We start from the raw sequence: 19,248 nt of genomic DNA, 5'->3' as shown, positions 1-19,248 counted from the left end.
ACGAAGTACTCTGGCGAGCGAAGCAGATTCAGTATGCTAGCCGCAGCCGCTATCACCTCGATACGGCCGTGGCATGCGCCCGGCTCCGTCAGGCCACGCACCAGCTCAGGACGCGGGCAGCCTCGGCCGTACCGAAGGACCCTGCGTTTCAGCGGCTCGACATTGTCCATGTCGTTTATCGACCGGGTCCTGATCAGTTGCCCGGCAGTGATGCGGAGTTCTCGCGTGAATCAATCGCCGAGCGGCGTGCAGCCGGCTATGCCGACCTGAGAGCGGCGATCAGCAGGAAGCCGTGGTTCACGGAAAAGTCGCAGGCTCATCTTGGCGTGGTGGTGCATCGTGTCGAGAATGGCCTGGTGACGACAGAGGCTGCGGGGGCCGCGCAGGAAGCGCCGGCTCCGGCGGAAGCTGGACAGTCCTGATAAGCCCGGGGGTCTTGTCGACCGGATGCTGCGAGCGGCATGCCCCAGTCGAATGGCGAGATGCAACCTTCGCGATTGGAATCGTCTCGAACGAAACGTATTCCCGGGCCGAAGGTATTCATTCTTAGAAGGTAAGTTAGGGCGAATCATGCAGATGGTTCCGCGGGAGTGCCCGGATGGATGCTCGATGCCGCCACCGTCAGCAACCCTCCCAGTGCCGACGTAGCACCAACCCGCCCGACTGTCAGGAATTGCCGACTGCTTGCTGGCCGAGACGCCGCGCGAATGGCCGTTCCAGTTTGCAACCTGCCCTAGCCCTCGCATGAGGTCGAAAGTCAGTCGTGGGTCGGGAAGCGCCGACCGCCATCCGGCAAGGACCGGCCATTTTGTGACGTTCGGCTGCGTCGCGCGAACGGCCGCTTCCGCGTCTTCCCATCGATGTTCGTCCCTAATTTGCGCGTAACATAGGTGCGGCGGTGCGAATTCCCGACTCGCCACGGAGACGCTTCTATGCGACTTGCTGACTTTATCTTGCGGCAATCAGAGCCGATTTTGGCGCAATGGGAGGCGTTCGCCGCCTCCCTCGTACCGGCATCGGCAGTTATGGAACCGTCGGCGTTACGAGACCATGCGCCAGAGATCCTGCGCGCGGTGGCAAAGGACTTGCAGACTGCGCAGACCAGGGAGGCACAGCACGAAAAATCAGTCGGGCGGGCTCCCGCTCCGATCAATGCGGCCGAAACAGCCGCGCAAACGCACGCCCTTCTGAGGGCACGGTCCGGCTTCAACATCAGACAACTCACGGCCGAATATCGTGCGCTGCGTGCAAGCGTACTCCGCTTGTGGATGGATGATTGCGCGCCCGACGCGCCTCATCTGGAAGACGTCATTCGTTTCGATGAGGCGATCGATCAGGCACTCGCGGAATCGGTCGACTTTTTCAGCGCGCAGGTCGAGAAGAGTCGCAATCTCCTGCTTGGCATGCTTGGCCACGACATGCGCAGCCCTCTGCAGGCGATTCAGATGACTGCGTCGTATCTTGAAACACTGAATGCCGGGGAGCGAGTATCCGACGCAGCAGGCCGCCTGATACGTAGCGGAGCCCGGATGCAGGCATTGCTTGATGACCTGTGCGATTTCAATCGGACCAGGCTGGGCTTAGGCATCAACGTCATACGCAAGCGTGTCAATCTCGTGGACGTGCTTACTGAAGAACTGGAAGAGTTGCGAGCCATTCATCCGGACAGGCAGATTGAGCTGCACGTGACGGGCGATTCACATGGAGTCTGGGACGGCCAGCGCCTGCAGCAATTGCTCGGAAACCTTGTACTCAATGCCCTCAAGTATGGAGCCCAGGAAACTCCGGTGCGCGTGATGGTGACTTGCGACGCGACGCATGTTCGTATCAACGTTAGCAACCGTGGACCGGCTATTGAGCGCGCGACGCTGGCGCGTATCTTTGATCCCCTGATGCGGGGGGAGGAACAGCGGAGCAAAGACGACAGGGCGGGTAATCTCGGACTGGGTCTGTATATAGCGAGCGAAATTGCCAAGGCCCACAATGGTGCGATCGAAGCGCGCTCCGACGAGAGGGAGACCTCATTTTCAGTGTCGCTCCCGCGTGCTGGCGAACCTTGATAAGGTGTCTATGGTTCATTGCGCCGAGGCTGAGTTTCCTCCTCGACGTCGGTCGTCGCTGGGTATGTGCTGAGGCAAAGCGGCCGTCCACCGGTCGAGTCGAAATGACGCCTTTGTGTCCCCTACCTGCCGCTGTCATGTCGTTGAACCAACGGCAGCAATGGTCGAAGACTCGCCGCTCGGTAAACTTCGATGTATTGGTTGCGGGTCGACGAAGTACCAGACCGCTCGAGCGCTACGCTCGTTTTTTCGACGGTTGGTCGACAAGCGGAAATGCTTTATGTAGAAACCGCATGGTTCGTCTACCATATACATGCGGCTGTACGGAAATTTGGGTCTCCTAGGCTGTTCAGCGCGCTGCGCACCAACCGGTGATATCAATTGCCATGTCGATTCAAATCAGAGCGACACGATTTGTCGCAATAGTTCCAAGGCTTTCATTTCGTCTAGGCGACCAGTACGTGCTTTGCCCGCGAGTGTCTTTATCAGCGCCTCCGCTATCGGTTCAATCCCTTGTAGGTCGTCCAGGCTGGACGTCGAAGTGAGACGGCGCGGCTCCGTGATCACCTGCGTTACGGGGGCTGGCGCAAACTGCTGACGGGCGGCGGAGAACGAGACATCGTTATCAACGGTTCGCCGAATCGTCGGAACGGCGGCGGACGGGATCGCTCGATCTTGTTGCCCCATGACTGAATTCGTCTCAGCGGCGACGCTTGTTGAACCGCCTGTGCCATCAGCATCAGAGGGCAGGGCGAGCCTAGCACCCGCAGTCTTCGCCTTCGCACCCGCAGGCTTCTTCGCCGCTGGCGCTTTTGGCTCAATCGTGGGCGGCAGTTCTTGCTGAGCGGATGCATGGTGACGCGACGGGGGAACAAGCAAATCCGACACCGACTCAGGGATGTCCGTTACTGAACGCGGAACGTCCAACCAGCCCGTCGGCAAACCAAGGCGTTCGGTGAACCGGTTTGCTTCCGCATCGTCCATCCGTTTCTGTCCGTAGAAACGATTGGCCATGTTGGAGTCGCTAATTTCCATCACCACGCCGAGTCGTACCTTCGATCCTTTGCGGGACGTAAGCACGTGCAGGTTAGTGCGACGAATGTTTTCCAAAGCTGCGATGTCATTCAACGGCAAGGCTTGCTGAGCCTCCGACTTTGAGGACGCTTTGACTTTCGCAGGTGCCGATTTCAGCGGGGTTGCCGTGGCAGGCTTCGCCGTCGTAGTGTTGGTTTTCGCGACGGCCCGTGGCGACCCGCCATTTGTCTTCTTTGGCATTTCTGGTTCTCTGGGCAAACGATCGGTTAGGGTAGGGGGGTGATTGGCCTGCGTGACAGGAGCCGGCTTCAACACTTGCTCGTACGCAATTTCGGGTTCGGTGTTCGCGTGAATGAAGTCTAGTGGTGACCTCAAGCGCCCAATGATCTCGGGCGTGAGGACAGGATTGGGCTGATCGAAAAACCCATCGGGCAGCCCAAGCGTCGTTTCGATATGAAAGGCTGTCTCAGGCGTGAATCTCTCGCCGTTTGCCAATTCGGCCACGCGCGTTAAGTTGGAGTCGAGTCCCAGTGCGATGTTCTCCGCGCCCACCGCGTCTACCAACAATTTAAACGAACGCGTTTTGAAAATGGAGGCCGTGTGGGCCGGATCTCGAGCAGGTGGAGCTTTTACGTATGGCTTCTTCTGCTGGTGGGATGTCGCTTTTGAAGGTTGGCGCGATTGACGCTGGCCCTTGTCACGAGATCCCGAGTATCGCCCGTGTGCTTGACTCATAAAGTAGGGCTCCCCGCCGTGAAATCACTATCAGTTTTGGCATTATAGGCGAAGGTGTACTGACACCGGACTCGCCGTCACGCAATGAGCCATTCTCGTAACCCTAGCGCTGGCTGTGTTGCTCTCGGCGACCACCATGTCGGAATCGAGGGACCGCGTTCGTCTAAAGAATTCGCAGATGGCGAATCTTGCCGATGCGCGCAGAGCGTTTCAAGATGAGATCGGTGATGAACTCGGGAAGAAGGGCGCGCGGAATGTTCGCGGGCACGTCTTTGACCACCTGCGACGGAACCTTGGCGATGTAGTCGTCGGGCGCGCTCGCCAGGCTGTGCTCATAGCTGACGCGATAGTCCATGATGGGGGAGAGTCCGGGGAAGGTCGTTGTCACGCCGGATTTTATCAGTGGGCACAGTTTTCCGGCTCTTTTTACGGTGACGTTCCGGCTTACGTTTTCGGCGTCCACATGAAGCCGCCGTTCATTAGGCGCTTCACCCACACTCCACGGTTTCCGTGTTTCGCCATCAAACGAACGAGGCCTCTGCGAAATGCGGCGTCGTTTTTGACGCATGCGTAGGCCTCGGCAAGATCCTGAAGAAGTTGGAACGCCTGACCGTATGCGTGGCCGGACCCGCGCTGTAGTGTGGTGTCGATACGCTCCCATGTCGTGCTTTCGTGCTCGATCAGCGAATTCAGGTAGCGGCGACGTTCGGCAATACGGCGCACCTCTGCAGCGTCATTGGCTGCCCGTTCGCGACGTAGTCGAAGCGCGCGGGCAGCATCGCGTCGAGCGTCTATTTCAGCGACCGTCCGACGCGTCACTGGCTCGGCCCGGCTGGGATTACGAGTGCGATCCCAGTTTAGAAACCGAGTGCGCAAACCACGTTCGGTTTCCTGAGCGTTCCCACGCAGCAGTTGGCGTAAAGCATCGCGCATTTCCGCTGCGGTGAGTTCAAGCAACCATGGCTCGAAGCGCGCGTCGTCGTCGACATCGGCCAATAGAGGCGGGCTGGTTTCGGCTGCTGCTGCGAGCCAGTCTGGATCGAGCATCATGAACTCTGCCAGTGACGCCTGCGCAGGCGTCAGTGTTTGCAGCCCGTTCGGCAACGGGGGTTCACGGTCGCTGTCGCGCAGTTCGCCATTGACTAGCCGAGCGAGCCAGCCGAGGTACAGGGGGCGTGTGTCGCCTCTTAGTAGTTCATCACGCAAAGGCAACAGCCTTGCCATCCAACCCGGACCGTCTGCCTGTTCATAAAATCTGGCGTGTTCGCCGGAATCATCATTGAACGACCAATCAAGAATCGAGTGCTGAGCGGTTCGATTTACCTCGAAAGCCGTCGGCATGGAAGCACTCGCCGAGTGACCTGGGGTGTCGACGCAGTCGAATATGACCTTCGCGTCGATGACGTCCCGTGGGATACGGAGCAGCAGGCGGCAATTTCCCCAACTCGAGGAATAGACATGAGCGTCGAAAAAGCGCTCGACCCAGTCAAGCGGTTCACCCTTCAGATTGCCCCAGTGATATTCGTTGATAAAGCACGATGCCGTGATCGTCGCTCGTGTAGAGCGGCTTCTCAATTCGGATTGTGCTTGCTCCGTCAGTTGTTGATCGACCGCGGCAAACTCATAGTATTGATATTCGCTCATGACTTATTTCGTAGACGCCTTCAGGGCTGGACCGGTGGGCCGAACTTTAAACCATGCCAAGTTTGGTTTTAGGCGCGAACTTGTTCAATCAGCGAGCCAGGCGTCGGCCCACCTGGCGATCAATTTCAGTTAGATCCACATTGCGTCACCGGCCCAAACTGCGCGGCAGTACCTCGAATTTGATTGCGGCCACCACATCTCAAATCTCGTCACTCGGATCGCGCACTTCGAGCTTGAACTGCCATCCTTCAAACGGCATCAGCATGCGACCGAGTTCGTCCCACTCGACGCGGCGACCATCTATGACGACGCATGGCCTACGTGAATTCTCGAAACCGTCCCATTCGATTCTACCGCGGACGGTTTCGTCGACGATCTGCAATCCGAGATCGCTGTCTCTTACGTGGGCGATCGCAAGCAAACGGCGCATCTTTTCAATCAGCTTTCCCAGCAAAACGAATTGATCCGATAGCGGATCGCCGATGATCTGAAAGCGATATCCCGACGGTTCTTCCTCGCTCGTCGAATCGAATGCTTCGAGAGAAAGCTTGTCGCCGAACAAAAGACTTCGAATATGGAACTCGTGGACGGTTCCATTGGCATCGGACAGGTGCACCGGTTTAAACTTGACTTCACCGAAATCATCAAGACCGGTGTGGTGAGCCATTTCTCGGTTGAAGCAGGCGGTGCACAATAACCGGTCGCCGTGTCCCTCGCTGACGGTATTGACGGTGTCATAGTGCGGCACGATGGCGCCGCAAGCCGCGCATTGGATAATGGACATGACGGAACTCCAGGTGAATCGAATAAGCAGCGCGCTGTGCGACGCATGCGATCTCGCGGTGGCGTGCTGCAGTACAACAGATCTGCTTTGTCTGCGATGTGCCTATTTTGTCACGTCTGAGAAAGCACTCGCGACGACACACCAAGGGCAACGTGCACGACATCGAGGACGCTTGGGGGCAACCATCAGCAAATGGTCAGACTCTTTGCCGCGAAAAGACTGTGCGTGCGGATTGCGTCGCGCTATGACTGATCGCGGTCGGCCAAGCGCCAACCGCAAGATGAGCGAATAAATCGCTGTCTTGTTGGGTTAGCTTACGCCAGCGGATTGGTGGCGTTGTTTGATATGTACTACAAATGAAAATTCGATAATTGTATTTAATTTAGATTATTTTGATATCCTATTTTTTTGACTATCAAACGTCGATTGCAACCGGATTATTGAACGGTGGCCATGTTGAACGCCTGGATGTAAGCGGTTGCCGACCACAGACCGTCGGACGAAGCGGAGATAGAGGGCGCGCTATCTAGGCCCGGTCGCGCGCCGCAGCAACCTTTGGTCAATTATCCACCCCGTATGTGTCCCGATCTCGAGGAACGCGTAATCGGGATGAGCGGGATTGAGTAGATAGTTAAACTCAGCAGGAACGACCGCGCTCGGAACTGTTAGCACGGCACTCGTTCCAGCGTGTATCCACGCCGCCCCGATTTGTTGAAGGTCATGCCTGGCTGAAAGCTCGCGCCAGTCGGTGGGCAACGTAGTTTGGTCGATATGCACGACGATTTGCTCGGGCACGCGAACTGGAATCATCACATAGCTGGCATGCAGTGGTGCGTCCTGCACCAGCATTTCAAGGAGAGCAAGCGACTGCGTTTGGGCCGTATAAACCATCGCGAGGCCCTTGGGGTTCCACCGTCCACCATACAACCGCGCGCCTTCCCCCGAAAAGGCCGTATCTGCGTATCGTTGCGTGACCACTCGCCATATCGTGCGCATCAAGCAAACACACCATGCTCGATGCGGCCCAATGTGTCCATCACACTATCGGCCCCGATATCGGTATCGATAAGACTGAGCGGTGTCGCACCTTCCAGAGCCTCAATGGGAGTCTTTAGCCAATTGAGCGCGGCATCGAGTCCCTCGAATACCTCCGCGGCCCGGGCCACCGTCCGCGCGAGTCGTAGCAATTTCGCCGACTCTTCGCGACTGAGCACGCCTTCGCGCTTGCGCCGCGCCAGGGTCCGCTCGGGGATGTCCAGTGCCTGTGCAAGTTCCGCCTGCGATAAGCCGATCGACTTCAGCATTGAATCGAGGGCCCTCGAGGAGATGCCGTGACGGACCACATCGACCCATTCAAGGCCCGACCGAGGCGCGCGGGCAAATACCGCGCGCCCGCCAAGCAACGTGTCTGCTGAAACAGTCTCTATAACGCTCACGATTCACCTCCTGCCATTTGGCATCCATTTTACACCAAAATGGCGGCATTAGAACTCTGCGGAAGTGGCAGCATGGGGACGCCAACTCATCGGATTGGAGATGTGCCCGTCAGAGGACAGGTCGAGAGCCATTGCGTTTCCACTCCCGCGCCATAAGTTCGCGTACCGGCAGGGGTGTTTACTGCGTTGCATGAGCCGGCAGACGGTCGGGTGAGATACCAATCATCCGGCGTCCTGTTAGTGGATCATTGTGTATGTGGACTATAATGCACATGTTTTACAATAGGGAGATGCACATGGGTAAGGCACTCGAAGTCCGGGCACGCAAGTCCACGAACGTCACGCTGCCGCCTGAAGTCCTGGATCGGGCCAAGGAGCTCGGGATCAACCTTTCGCGCGCGAGTGAGCGTGGTGTGCGCGAAGAAATCCAGGAGACTGAGGCTCGCCGTTGGGCCGACGACAATGCCGAGTTGGTCGCAGCATACACGGCGATGGTTGAACGCGACGGGCTGCCGCTCTCGAAGTACAGGACGTTTTAATGGCGCGTTTTGATCTCTACGATAACCCCGACGATGAGACGCGGCGCCTTGCACCGTACCTGCTCGACGTGCAGAGCACGCATGTCGGGATCTTGCCGACGCGCATCGTGATTCCTCTGAGACCTACCCCGGATCTCGGGTTCTCAGGCAAACCGTCCGATTTGCTGCCGGTCTTAGAGATCAATGGCGAGAAACACTTCCTCGACACGCCTGCCATGAGTGCGGTTCCCTTGAAGGCACTCGGCAGGCGCATCGGCTCCCTTGCGGATCGCCGCGATGCCATCTTGGCCGCGCTCGACCGAATTTTCGGGGCCTACTGACCGAAGGCAACATGGGGTCAGTCGGTCTCACAGGCGAAAACTGGCCAAGGAACGGCCTTAAAACTGCCGTGCGCTCTATGCTCGGCGACCACCTGGATGATCTTGAACCAATCCAGCTCACGCATGTTCGCCGTGACGAAACCACACTCATTCATGATCGCCCCCTTGACGGCGCACTTCACCAGCGTGCGCCCGGAGGACGGAATCGGGACATCTCTAATAGCTGAACCGGATATTTCTAAAAAGCCCTGACAGACGAATATATGCGGCAATTGCATGGCGCGTTAATTTCGGAACGGCCGCCGTTTATTAGTGCAGAGTTCGCGCGCCGCGATTCGTGCCCGCGGCCTCGACCTGTTGGAGGATATTCGCGCGACACTCGGCCTTGATCTGGTTCGCCGCTTCCCTAACCAACGCGTTGCCGTAAAAACGCGCAACCTTCGCGTCGATCGTGTCTTCCACGTGCTGAATGGCGGCTTCGACGCTCGCCGGATCGTCCGGATCGAAGCCGGTCGTGATGACGTCCTCCTGGAGTGCCTTGAGGCCTTCGCCCGCTTCCGCGAGAACTCGGGTCAGCTCTTCGGACAGTTTGTTCACAGAGCCCTCTTAACTTGATTGATCGACGACGCGCAGCAGCGTTTTGAGGAAATGCCAACTGCGGCGATCAAGATCACGAACGATTATTCCCACGACGTTTGGTTTTTCGGAAGCGCGCCGGCGGGATCAAAGACCGACATTGTATCGGCCTCGTTAAACACGCTCGGGTAGAGCACAAGGTTGGTGCCCGTCGAGGCTAGGCGTGAATTGAAAAGAACACCTTTAGCCCCAGTACTGAGCACTAAATCACCCAGCACCCAACTGGGCGGTTCAATCCGATTGTTAAACCACATCGCGCGCCAATCGCAATAGAAATCTTCCCAGAGCGGATCCCATTCGCGCGCGTTCAACCCCGCACGAAAATCAACGATCGGTGCGCAGCAGACCTGATAGGTCACGAAGGTACCGGGTGGCAGCAGCGTCGAGACCTGCTTGTATTCATCAATGGCCGTTTGTACATCGAGTGCGAGGTAGAGCGCTTCTATTCCGGGCCGATTGACGCGGCCACCGTGGGTCGCCGCGCCAGCGCCACTGAGAGGCATTGACGCCCACTTTGGCGTGTGAACGCGGTAGGCGGTGATGCGTTCAAGCTGCGTGACAATCATCCGGCAGCGCCTGCTTCGAGCGACACAACATAGCGGATCACATCGTCAGCCCGACCGTCGGAGACGAGTTGTTCAGCAGTTTTATAGCCAAATACAGGCAGAGGTTCGTTTCGATACCAAAACAACGCCCGCTCAACGTCGCCAGAAACATCGCTCGCGGCTCGAAGAACACGTATAGCTTCGCGCAAGAACCGTTGTACGCTCTCAGAGCCGGGCGCCCGGCTGAGTGTATTTCGGTGCACATGGGCTTGCTTGGCCAAGGTTTGCAGGTCAATTTTCAGCGCTTGTCCAAAGGCACGCGCAGACAACGCCGGCGAGTCCGAGTCACGCAGGGACTCCATGAACTGCTCGAAGCTTGCGCGATGATCGACGGTTTGAGAGAGCGATGGGTCCATTTCCAACTCCATGGTGCACAATATGTGCACCATTATAGCAGCTTAATCGCACAGCATCTGTGGTGCTTGCCTGGAGTCAGCGCACAGACGTTTATGCAAGTAGACCCGCAACGCCAAGGCCGGCGGGCATCGTCGTTTAAAGCCGAATTCAACCGATCCGACCCGATCGCTCTATCAGGTAGTTGATTACTTAAAATTGATAAATAACCTTATGTCAAATTAAAGGCGGAAACGGCGACCATCTTTGCCGCTCGACGTGGCTCAACAGGAACGTCGACCTCAAATAATTGTCTGAACACTTGCGTGTTTGAGCGCTTCGCTCACTGCGGCAGCATGCCCACAGCAAGACCGTGGGCATGCTGCCGCAGTGGTCGTTTTGCCAGTTGTTGATGTCACAGATTCCCGTCTGTCTTGCCGGCCGCGTGCGCTACTCGAAGGTCAAACGTCGATCCGCAGATGACAGCACGGTGAATGCATACATTATTCTCTCCAAATACAAGAAAATCGGTATTTCCGGAGAACAAGTCATGCTGTGTGAGCCTGAAAAATCCCCGTGCTTCGAACCGCGTTATTCATCGTCGCCTGTCGTCAGCGCGCGGACGCTGCATGATTTATTCTTTGTAACTTCAAATTAAAGGGGTGTATGCTATAAAAAATCATGCGTTATCGACGAAATGGCCAGCAAGACACTTCAACGACTCATGGCAAGCGCGCCGCGCGGGCAACCGCTCACGCCGCGAATGCTTCGCGACTGCGGCGTGAGCGCTCAGCAGACCACTTATCTGGTCAACGCCGGATGGCTGCAACGCCTGTCCAAGGGCGCCTACCTGCTGGCTGGCGACACGCCCACCCGGGATGGGGTCTGGCGACTCGCGCAATCGCTGCTCCATCGCCTTAAGGTCTTGCATCTGCTGTTTGAGCTTGCTGATCTTGTCGCCGATGCGGCTCGTCTTCGCCTTAGCCACATCGGATTGAGTCCGGTCTGCCGTCTCTAACGCGCAAAGATATCGCGCGATGCTCTCATCGATCTGCTGCAGGCGCGCCTTGACCTTCCCGCCAGTGAAGTTCCGATCACGATTATTGACCGCTTTGAACTTGCTACCGTCGATGGCCACTATCGACTTTGAGAAGAGGTCCAGGTTTCGGCATCGCACGATGAACTCACTGCAGACATTGCGGATTGCTTTGCCGTTGTTGCGTCGGAAATCGGCGATGGTCTTGAAGTCCGGCGAAAGGCGGCCTGTAAGCCACATAAGCTCGATGTTGCGCTGGGTCTCACGCTCCAGACGCCGACTCGACTGAATCCGATTCAGATAACCGTAGATGTAAATCTTTAGCAAAACGGACGGATGATAGGAGGGTCGTCCCGTTGCTGCAGGTGCGGTTCCGTCAAAGCCGAGACCACGAAGATCAAGCTCATCGACAAAGACGTCGACTACGCGCACTGGATTGTCATCGGGCACATAGTCCTCAAGATACTCGGGCAGCAAAACAGCTTGATTACGGTCTTCGCCTTCGACGAATCGCTTCATGTGCCCGCTCCGACCTGAATGCGTTACTTCAGTTTAGGCGATCAGCGTGCGTTTTCACACAAGCTGGGTCGGACTCTGCCTCTCGCGGCCGATCGCGCTCGCATCCATGTCTGCCAATGGATCGACTGTCCACAGCGACTTTGCAGGCCGTCGCCCTTCCCGTCAATTCAATCACTTACCGCGATTGACCATCCACATTAACCGCTCCACATATCGTAGCCGACACTGCTCGTTGCCTTCGGAAGACCGTAGCCGACCCTGAACTGTCAAACGCCGTTTCCAAAAGCGGCCGGTCGCACATCGAAAGCGCGAGATACGGATGCCCGGACGGATTATTTCAACGCATCGACCACAATATCACGCAGTCCCGCAGCTTCACCTTTGTACTCTGGGGGTACGGCTCCATCATCGATGACGTCGCAGAGGCGTAAACGCAAGATCATAAAAATTTCCGTTCCGGTCGATCCTTCAGACAGCGCAGCTAGAAGCTGCTCTGCGTGCCGCCCCAAACCGGCGTCGGCGAGAGATCTCGCCAGTGCTCCAGTGTCATCGTATAAGTGCGTCATCTACAGGTTCGACCGGATGGAAAACTGGATTCTAGCGCCGCTGCGAGGGGGCGATTCTTGTCGGCTACGTTTTCACCGCAATGCAGATCCAGCATCGCGCCCGATTGTTGATGATTTCAGCCTTTGCGGCCATCGTCCGTGCCTGGCCGACCCCTGCCTCATGTCGGTCGGTAATATGCGCTCTGCGAGGGCGCTTCACGGCATGCCAAGTAGCGGTCGCGGCGCGAATACCTGCTTAATTTCGGCATTGAAACGGGAAAACTCTGTGGATGTTGGCACCAGCCTAGACAACAGATTCCGCGGGTTGGCGCGTTAGTAACGTCACTAGCCTGGCAATTTCCTCTCGCAGCTTCCGCCGATCCAGAATCATGTCGATTGCGCCTCTCGTAATGAGAAACTCCGGGCGCTGGCAGCCTTCTGGCAACTTTTCATGCACAATTTGTTCGATTACGCGAGACCCAGTGAAGGCAATTAAGGTTCTGTCGCGATAAGGCCACCTTGATGAGCAGACCCGAAATGACAAGGACTGCTCACATAACCATCGAATAAAACTGCTCGGCGGCGGACGGATAGGTCCCACTCTCTGTTTTCATCTGCCCTTTCCTGATCATATGCATGACTTCGATGCCGGACAGGATGATGCGGGCGCAACGAAAATCCTTGAAGCCCAGCATCGGTCGGGTGATGCGTTTGATGGCCCGATGGTCTTGCTCGACCACGTTATTCAGGTACTTGACTTGACGGATCGTGATGGGCGTCTCGCGCTCGGCGTTCACCGCGTGCAGCGCAGCCAGATTAGAGCCGCTTTTGTCGATGGTTATCGTCTCGGGTACACCGTTCTGAGCGATCGACTTTTCAAAGAAGCACCGCGCTGCCACCTTGTCGCGCTTGGCTCTGAACAGAAAGTCGATGGTGTTGCCCACCTTGTCCACCGCCCGGTAGAGGTACTTCCACTGGCCTTTGACCTTGATATACGTTTCGTCCATCTGCCAGCTCTTGCCTACCGGCTGCTTGAACTTACGGAACGTCTTCTCGAACAGCGGCACCAACTTGATCACCCAGCGATGCACCGTTGAATGATCAACGTCAATACCGCGCTCGGCCATCATTTCTTCGAGATTACGCAAACTCAGTGAGTACGCGACGTATCACCGCACGCACAGCGACATCACATCGAGCGGATAGTGAAGGCGCTTTAGCACTCGGGCGATCCCCCCGGCAAGCGTCTTTCGCGGTGTTTCAGTCTTCTTCATCGGCCAGCCAAAGCATATTTTCAGCCTCGAATACTACCTCTCCCGCCTTAACGCGACAGAACCGACCACCTAATCTACTCGGACACCGGTCACACCCGCAAGCTCGGCTACGACTTGCGCGTCAGCCTGAGTTGTCTTGGCGAGGTAATCCGCTTGACCAACGGGGTCAGCCTGTTGAACGCACTGACAGCCGCTGATCTTTGCGTCCACGGCGATCTGGTCGCGAGGCCGTTCGACTCGGCACAATGGTTCAATTTCTACCTCGTGCACAAGGACACAATGAAAGGCAACCGTGCGGTGACCGACGTGCTTGAAATCGCGAAAAACTGCGCTCGACAAACATGCCAGGAAACCGACTGTGCCGCAGCGTTTCTCGTTCACTAGTTCATTGGTTCGCCACGGGCAGCCTCGTCATATTCAGTGAGCTCGATACCCAGCGCGGAACACGGTGCTAAAAAATCCTTCGTTTCAGGGAGACCTAAGACCAGAGGAGATGCCCGAGTCTCCCATCGATGCTTCTACACGTATATTCCCAAAAACTTAAAACTTGGATATGGACAACGTATTGCTCCAAACGGTGCCGGTAAGCACACTCATCCTCGGCGCCGGCCGAGCGTTTTAATAACGGACGCGACCAGAGGACTCTCTCGCCCCGAGCTCCACGCTACTGCAATCGTTACCACGCTGACGTTTTCCTTCAACGGACCAAAGACGACATTTTCGGGCGCAAGCGAGCGCAGCGATTCGGGCACCAGCGCAATGCCCTGCCCGCACGCAACAAACGCAACTTGCGAAGCAACCGAACGCACATGGTGCAAAATGCGCGGCGAAAAACCGTGCTCGCGGCAAGCCGCTATCAGACTGTCGAAATAAACAGGGCTTACCTCGCGCGGGAACATCACAAAACTTTCGTTAGAAAGCGCGCTTAACCGGATGCGCGCAGCGCTAGCCAGGGAATGTTCCGCCGGCATCGCGACAACAAGGCGATCCTGCTTCAGGGGAAATGATTCGATCGACTCGCCAAGGTCGCCTTCAAGACGCGCAAAGGCCAGATCGACATCGCCGGCGAGCAGTGCCGGAACCGCTTCGACACTGTCAATTTCCCGAACCGATATCGTCAGCCCTGGATACTCAGCCTTGAGACGCGCGACAAGCGGCGGAAGGACATCGAACATGGCCGATGTAATCGCACCGATCGTCAGTAGTCCGCTATGCCCTTCCACCGCCTCCTGTACAGCGAACTCCAGCCGCTCGAGCTGTTCGGCGAACTTCAGCACAGCCGGAAGGATTGCAGCGCCGACGGGCGTCAGCCGTGTTCCTCTCCTTGAACGATCGAAGAGCTTTACTTTCAAGGCCTGTTCGAGCACCTGAATCTGCTCCGTGAGCGGTGGTTGCGACATGTTAAGCCGCTTCGCAGCACGTCCGAAATGACCTTCCTGCGCCACAGCGAGGAATAGCCAAAGATGGCGGATCAGTCTGAAGTTGACCATTTTTTTCATAGCCTCCACGTATCAATCTATTCCGTTATTCGAAATATACATATCGAACTATAAGGGAGAGACTGATTTCCTCATAACCTTTCGAGACTCTTCATGGCAGAGCGTTCGCTACTCGACCGCCTCGGGACACTCGATACCAACACGGTATCTGACGCGCTGGATTTTTTGGGTTTGCCCGGAGCGACATTCGGCATCCGCCCACTATGGAACTGCCCGAAAATCGTTGGGCGCGCTAGCACCATCAAGCTAGGAACCAAAGCTGACGGACAGCAAAAGGCACACATCATCACGCCGGTGATTGCCGGGATTGACACCGATGATCGCGTCCTGGTTATTACCGGCGCTCCGGAAGGGATCTCATGCTGGGGCGACATCATCGCTAACGCTGCGCAATTCAAGCGCGTGCGTGGCACCGTAATCGATGGCGTAAGCCGGGATATTGAAGGCAGCGAATCGATTGGCTATCCCGTGTACGGGCGCGGGATCACGATGATCAGCGCGCGCAACCGGTTGGCGCAGCTGTCAGCCGGTGAGCCGATCCATTTTTCTGGCGTGGTCGTGCGACAAGATGATTTCGTTATTGCCGATCGATGTGGAACCGCGTTCGTTCCGCAAGATCGCGTCGAAGAAGTCATTGAACTCGGCGAGCGTATTGCTCGACGGCAGGATGCCATGGTGCAGGCCGTACGCGCCGGCCGCCCGGTCGCAGATGTCATGCATGACAAGGAATTTGACGCAATCAAGGAGAAGCAAGCCTAATGAATAGCGAAGATCAGGAACTGTGTGCCTTGTTCGAAGGCCTGGATACGCCCGGCGTGTCGGACGCGATGGACAAGCTGGGTCTGCCGGGTCAGTGTCTGGGCATCGCACCGCTCACGAACTACACACGTGCCGTAGTCGGCCCCGCATTCACCGTGAAGTACTTGCCCGCAAGCACACCTGCAGGCTCCGTCGGTGACTTCCTAGATGACGTCGCGCCGGGCGACGTCGTTGTCATCGACAACGGCGGCCGTACCGACTGTACCGTCTGGGGCGACATCATGACCCTGTACGCAGGTCAGCGAAAAGTCGCCGCGACCGTGATTGACGGAGTCTGCCGCGACGTCAACAAGGCAATCACGGACGAGTACCCACTGTTCACGAAGGGCCGCTTCATGCGGACCGGCAAAGATCGGGTTCAGGTCGACGGAATCAATGTGGCCGTGTCAATCGGCCAGACGCGCGTCTGCGCGCGAGATATTGTGGTGGCCGACGCAAATGGCGTGGTCGTGGTCCCGAGGGATCGAGCCGTCGACGTGGCCGATGCCGCACGGAAGATCGAGGTGGTCGAAGATCGCATCCGAAAGGAGCTCGCGCAAGGCAAGACGCTACAGCAAGCTCGAGCGGCGCTGGGCTATCACACGCTCCAACGGAAATCGTCATGACCCGGCAATCGATCGTCAGCCCACTCCCCAGTGACTTCGCCGAGCGCTGCCGGAAACTGGGAAGCTCCACTCTGTATGAAGCATCGGGGCTGCGTTGCGCGGCTGATCCTCTGATCCGCAGCATCTGGGACGGTGCTTTCATTGCCGCGGCCGCCTACCCGCTCGAATGTTCGCCGGGTGACAATCTGGCCATTCACATCGCCATGGAGCAAGTACCGCGAGGTGCCGTTCTGGTCGTCAGTACGTCGAACTTTGTCGCCGGCTATTGGGGCGAGGTATTGACGGTTGCGGCCGAGGTGGCTGGAGTCGCTGGGCTGGTGATCGACGGCGGCGTACGGGACGTCGCAGCCATGCGATCCCACAAGTTTCCCGTGTTCTCGCGCGGCATTACCGTGAGAGGCACGGTGAAGGCCAGTGTGCCGTCAGTCGGCACCGCCATGAGCTTTACGGACGTGCCTGTCGCGCCCGGGGACCTCGTTGTCGCGGACGACGACGGCGTCATCGTGATACCGGCGGCCGAAGCCGGGCGCACTATCCTGGCCGGCGAAGTCCGTGCCGAAAAAGAAGCGGCCATGATGCAAAAGCTCACCGATGGCGCGACGACCCTCGAGTTGCTCGAGTTGACCCATTGGAGGGCGCTCAAATGAGCAGCGGGCTTGAGACGCTGAACGTCCATTTGGCGAAGGCTCAACCTTCAACGACCTATCAGATGATGGATAGGGTCGCCGCTCGTCGTGCATCCGGCGCGGCCGTCATTTCATTGAGTGCCGGTGAGCCTGACTTCGACACGCCAAAGCATGTCTGCGAAGCGGCCATTGACGCGATCCGGGCCGGACACACGCGTTACACGCCCGTTTCCGGCATACGCTCACTGCGCGAAGCAGTGGCCGAAAAATTCCGGACTGAAAACAATCTGGACGTCCAGTGGCAGGACACCATGGTTTGCAACGGTGGCAAACATGTGATCTACAACGCGCTCGCGGCGACATTGAACGAGGGAGACGAGGTCATCGTTCCCGCGCCGTACTGGGTCAGCTATCCGGAGATGGTTCAAATGGTAGGCGCGCGGCCCATCATCGTGTCGTGCGGTAGCGATAGTAATTTCAAGCTGACCCCCGAGTTGCTCCGGCGCGCCATAACAACTCGTACCCGTTGGCTGATCCTGAACTCGCCATCGAACCCGACCGGCGCGGTTTATACCCGCGAGGATCTGTCGGCGCTTGCCGAGGTTCTCCTTGAGCATCCGCATGTATTGGTTTTGTCCGACGACATTTACGAGCACCTGGTATTCGACGGCGCAACGTTCCACACAATTGCTTCTGTCGAGCCTCGTTTGCAACCCCAGACTTTGACGATGAACGGGGTGTCGAAAGCCTACGCGATGACAGGCTGGCGAATCGGCTTTGGAACAGGACCGAGGTGGCTGCTCGATGCCATGGAAAAACTCCAGGGACAACAAACATCCGCGGCGAGCTCGATTTCTCAACACGCGGCACTGGCAGCGCTTACGGGTCCAAGAGACTTTATTCGCACGACCCGGGCGGTATTCGAGCGTCGCCGGAACATGATGGTGGAAGCGCTGAATACCACCCCGGGACTCAGTTGTCAGAAACCCGGAGGCGCGTTTTACGCTTTTGCGTCATGTGCCGCGTTGATCGGACGCGTCACCCCGGCAGGTATCGTGTTGAAGAGCGATGAAGACGTTGCTATCGCACTGCTCAACGAGGCAGATGTGGGCGTCGTACACGGTAGTGCGTTCGGTCTCGGTCCATTTATCCGTATCGCCTACGCACTGGATGAAGTCTCGCTGGCCAAGGCCTGCGACGCGATTCGTAACTTCTGTCAGTCCGTCAGATAATTCTTTCACCATGTCAACATATACAGAATTTACGAAGACATCAATTGAGCTAGACGTCCTGGGGGTCGGGCTAAAACTTGCTGTCCTGTATCGGCCCGGCGAAAAGCCGCCGATTCTATTTCTGCACGGCTTCGGGTCTACAAAGGAAGACTATGCTGATGTTGCTTTCCATCCGCAGTTCAACGGACATTCTGTCATCGCGTATGACGCTCCCGGCTGTGGCGAAACCGAATGCACCGATCTGAGCGCAGTATCCATTCCTTTCCTGGTCGAGACAGCACGACAGCTGCTTGCCCATTTGTCTGTTGCCAGGTTCCATCTGATCGGACACTCAATGGGTGGTCTAACGGCATTGATTTTGGCAGATGCAGAGCCAGATCGCGTCCTCAGCTTTATCGACATTGAAGGTAACGTCGCCCCCGAGGATTGCTTTCTAAGTCGTCAGATCATAGATTTTCCTGCCGAAAGCACCGAAATATTTTTCGAGAATTTCATCGAAAGAACATGGCATTCAAGTTACTACTCCGCCGCGTTTTATGCAGCAGGACTCCGGCATAGAGTGCGGGTTGCCGCGGTAAGAGGCATCTTCATATCGATGGTTGAGTTGTCCGATCACGGAGATTTGATGAGGCGTTTTCTGTCGCTGCGTTGTCCTCGAATGTTCATGTATGGCGAACAAAACCAACAACTTTCCTACCTGCCGGAACTCGGGGAGAACGGCGTGCGCGTAGCTAAGGTCAGCTCCTGTGGACACTTTCCGATGTACTCAAATCCTGTCGAAATGTGGCGACTGATCTCAGAATTCTTTAGCCATCTCGATTACTAATTCTGATCTTTAAGAATCGTGATCTGACGGGAAGCAGTCAGCCATGTGCTAAGGATGCTCAACGCTAACCGCGCAACGTGGTACCGGTATTTTCATCCGACTTCATGAAAGCGCTTTATGCGCCCTTGGTGTACCGCTTC

At 57.0% G+C, this 19,248-nt stretch carries 23 protein-coding genes and 4 pseudogenes; 12 read left to right on the top strand and 15 right to left on the bottom strand.

What is annotated here, in order from left to right; all coding sequences use genetic code 11:
• Together ABH944_RS42105 and ABH944_RS42100 are read left to right on the top strand one after the other, a co-directional pair.
• The coding region (locus ABH944_RS42105) for a DUF3734 domain-containing protein (protein WP_404614863.1) at positions 1–422 on the top strand (422 nt) is incomplete at its 5' end.
• A 510-nt stretch (positions 423–932) separates the two neighbouring features.
• Positions 933–2,060, top strand: a complete 1,128-nt coding sequence (locus ABH944_RS42100; protein WP_404614865.1) for an ATP-binding protein — start codon at positions 933–935, stop codon at positions 2,058–2,060.
• Between the two features lie 399 nt (positions 2,061–2,459).
• Here ABH944_RS42100 and ABH944_RS42095 read toward each other — a convergent pair whose 3' ends face one another.
• From ABH944_RS42095 to parS, 6 genes are all read right to left on the bottom strand, one after another.
• Positions 2,460–3,830 (bottom strand): hypothetical protein, encoded by a 1,371-nt coding sequence (locus ABH944_RS42095; protein WP_404614867.1) that lies wholly within the window; start codon positions 3,828–3,830, stop codon positions 2,460–2,462.
• A 163-nt stretch (positions 3,831–3,993) separates the two neighbouring features.
• Positions 3,994–4,185: a hypothetical protein gene (locus tag ABH944_RS42090; protein WP_404614869.1), complete on the bottom strand. Its 192-nt coding sequence runs from the start codon at positions 4,183–4,185 to the stop codon at positions 3,994–3,996.
• A gap of 89 nt (positions 4,186–4,274) precedes the next feature.
• The gene (locus ABH944_RS42085; RefSeq protein ID WP_404614871.1) at positions 4,275–5,474 is read right to left on the bottom strand and encodes a hypothetical protein; all 1,200 of its coding nucleotides are present in this window, start codon (positions 5,472–5,474) and stop codon (positions 4,275–4,277) included.
• A 199-nt stretch (positions 5,475–5,673) separates the two neighbouring features.
• Positions 5,674–6,258: a DUF7713 domain-containing protein gene (locus tag ABH944_RS42080; RefSeq protein WP_404614873.1), complete on the bottom strand. Its 585-nt coding sequence runs from the start codon at positions 6,256–6,258 to the stop codon at positions 5,674–5,676.
• A gap of 522 nt (positions 6,259–6,780) precedes the next feature.
• Entirely contained in the window at positions 6,781–7,236 is a 456-nt protein-coding gene (locus ABH944_RS42075; protein WP_404614875.1) for an RES family NAD+ phosphorylase, read from the bottom strand.
• Between the two features lie 17 nt (positions 7,237–7,253).
• Positions 7,254–7,694 (bottom strand): type II RES/Xre toxin-antitoxin system antitoxin, encoded by a 441-nt coding sequence (gene parS / locus ABH944_RS42070; protein WP_404614877.1) that lies wholly within the window; start codon positions 7,692–7,694, stop codon positions 7,254–7,256.
• Positions 7,695–7,990: 296 nt separating this feature from the next.
• Here parS and ABH944_RS42065 point away from each other — a divergent pair, with 296 nt between their 5' ends.
• On the top strand, positions 7,991–8,233 hold the full coding sequence (locus ABH944_RS42065; protein WP_047846543.1) for a type II toxin-antitoxin system CcdA family antitoxin: 243 nt from the start codon (positions 7,991–7,993) through the stop codon (positions 8,231–8,233).
• Complete coding sequence (locus ABH944_RS42060; RefSeq protein WP_404614880.1) at positions 8,233–8,553, top strand: CcdB family protein; 321 nt, start codon at positions 8,233–8,235, stop codon at positions 8,551–8,553. The genes ABH944_RS42065 and ABH944_RS42060 overlap by 1 nt, the downstream gene beginning before the upstream one ends.
• A gap of 17 nt (positions 8,554–8,570) precedes the next feature.
• On the opposite strand, the gene ABH944_RS42055 is transcribed toward ABH944_RS42060, so the two are convergent.
• From ABH944_RS42055 to ABH944_RS42040, 4 genes are all read right to left on the bottom strand, one after another.
• On the bottom strand, positions 8,571–8,831 hold the full coding sequence (locus ABH944_RS42055; protein ID WP_404614882.1) for a hypothetical protein: 261 nt from the start codon (positions 8,829–8,831) through the stop codon (positions 8,571–8,573).
• A gap of 31 nt (positions 8,832–8,862) precedes the next feature.
• Complete coding sequence (locus ABH944_RS42050; protein WP_404614884.1) at positions 8,863–9,150, bottom strand: hypothetical protein; 288 nt, start codon at positions 9,148–9,150, stop codon at positions 8,863–8,865.
• A gap of 83 nt (positions 9,151–9,233) precedes the next feature.
• Positions 9,234–9,755 (bottom strand): RES family NAD+ phosphorylase, encoded by a 522-nt coding sequence (locus tag ABH944_RS42045; RefSeq protein WP_404614886.1) that lies wholly within the window; start codon positions 9,753–9,755, stop codon positions 9,234–9,236.
• Positions 9,752–10,150, bottom strand: a complete 399-nt coding sequence (locus ABH944_RS42040) for a DUF2384 domain-containing protein (protein WP_404614888.1) — start codon at positions 10,148–10,150, stop codon at positions 9,752–9,754. The genes ABH944_RS42045 and ABH944_RS42040 overlap by 4 nt, the downstream gene beginning before the upstream one ends.
• 356 nt (positions 10,151–10,506) lie before the next feature.
• On the opposite strand from ABH944_RS42040, the gene ABH944_RS42035 reads away from it, so the two are divergent.
• Together ABH944_RS42035 and ABH944_RS42030 are read left to right on the top strand one after the other, a co-directional pair.
• Complete coding sequence (locus ABH944_RS42035) at positions 10,507–10,785, top strand: hypothetical protein (protein ID WP_404614890.1); 279 nt, start codon at positions 10,507–10,509, stop codon at positions 10,783–10,785.
• 39 nt (positions 10,786–10,824) lie between these two features.
• Positions 10,825–10,974 (top strand): annotated as a pseudogene (locus tag ABH944_RS42030) (AbiEi antitoxin N-terminal domain-containing protein); the annotation flags it as partial.
• Positions 10,975–11,010: 36 nt separating this feature from the next.
• Here the strand turns inward: ABH944_RS42030 and ABH944_RS42025 are convergent.
• From ABH944_RS42025 to ABH944_RS42015, 4 genes and pseudogenes are all read right to left on the bottom strand, one after another.
• Positions 11,011–11,682 (bottom strand): annotated as a pseudogene (locus tag ABH944_RS42025) (transposase); the annotation flags it as partial.
• A gap of 332 nt (positions 11,683–12,014) precedes the next feature.
• Positions 12,015–12,248: a hypothetical protein gene (locus tag ABH944_RS42020; RefSeq protein WP_404614892.1), complete on the bottom strand. Its 234-nt coding sequence runs from the start codon at positions 12,246–12,248 to the stop codon at positions 12,015–12,017.
• Between the two features lie 283 nt (positions 12,249–12,531).
• Positions 12,532–12,729 (bottom strand): annotated as a pseudogene (locus ABH944_RS44680) (acetyl-CoA carboxylase, carboxyltransferase subunit beta); the annotation flags it as partial.
• A 49-nt stretch (positions 12,730–12,778) separates the two neighbouring features.
• Positions 12,779–13,501, bottom strand: a pseudogene (locus ABH944_RS42015) (IS6 family transposase).
• Between the two features lie 153 nt (positions 13,502–13,654).
• Between ABH944_RS42015 and ABH944_RS42010 the strand changes: the two are divergent.
• Positions 13,655–13,885 carry a hypothetical protein gene (locus tag ABH944_RS42010; RefSeq protein ID WP_404614894.1) on the top strand — a complete coding sequence of 77 codons (231 nt, stop codon included), beginning with the start codon at positions 13,655–13,657 and terminating at the stop codon, positions 13,883–13,885.
• A gap of 209 nt (positions 13,886–14,094) precedes the next feature.
• Here the strand turns inward: ABH944_RS42010 and ABH944_RS42005 are convergent, their stop codons facing one another.
• Positions 14,095–14,991, bottom strand: coding sequence for a LysR family transcriptional regulator (locus ABH944_RS42005; protein WP_404614896.1), 897 nt, complete (start codon positions 14,989–14,991; stop codon positions 14,095–14,097).
• A 102-nt stretch (positions 14,992–15,093) separates the two neighbouring features.
• Between ABH944_RS42005 and ABH944_RS42000 the strand changes: the two genes are divergently transcribed.
• The 5 genes from ABH944_RS42000 to ABH944_RS41980 are packed head-to-tail and all read left to right on the top strand — an operon-like array spanning position 15,094 to position 19,108.
• Positions 15,094–15,759 carry an RraA family protein gene (locus ABH944_RS42000; protein WP_404614898.1) on the top strand — a complete coding sequence of 222 codons (666 nt, stop codon included), beginning with the start codon at positions 15,094–15,096 and terminating at the stop codon, positions 15,757–15,759.
• Entirely contained in the window at positions 15,759–16,424 is a 666-nt protein-coding gene (locus ABH944_RS41995; protein ID WP_404614900.1) for an RraA family protein, read from the top strand. Before ABH944_RS42000 ends, ABH944_RS41995 begins: the two co-directional genes overlap by 1 nt.
• On the top strand, positions 16,421–17,071 hold the full coding sequence (locus tag ABH944_RS41990; RefSeq protein WP_404614902.1) for an RraA family protein: 651 nt from the start codon (positions 16,421–16,423) through the stop codon (positions 17,069–17,071). Before ABH944_RS41995 ends, ABH944_RS41990 begins: the two co-directional genes overlap by 4 nt.
• Positions 17,068–18,282, top strand: coding sequence for a pyridoxal phosphate-dependent aminotransferase (locus tag ABH944_RS41985; RefSeq protein ID WP_404614904.1), 1,215 nt, complete (start codon positions 17,068–17,070; stop codon positions 18,280–18,282). Before ABH944_RS41990 ends, ABH944_RS41985 begins: the two co-directional genes overlap by 4 nt.
• A 10-nt stretch (positions 18,283–18,292) precedes the next feature.
• Positions 18,293–19,108, top strand: a complete 816-nt coding sequence (locus ABH944_RS41980) for an alpha/beta fold hydrolase (protein WP_404614906.1) — start codon at positions 18,293–18,295, stop codon at positions 19,106–19,108.
• Positions 19,109–19,248: the final 140 nt, after the last annotated feature.

It is taken from the genome of Caballeronia udeis, from assembly GCF_044909315.1.
Taxonomy (GTDB): Bacteria; Pseudomonadota; Gammaproteobacteria; order Burkholderiales; family Burkholderiaceae; genus Caballeronia; species Caballeronia udeis_A.
Note: the sequence above shows the minus strand (reverse complement) of the source record. Positions and strands in the feature narration are given on the sequence as shown.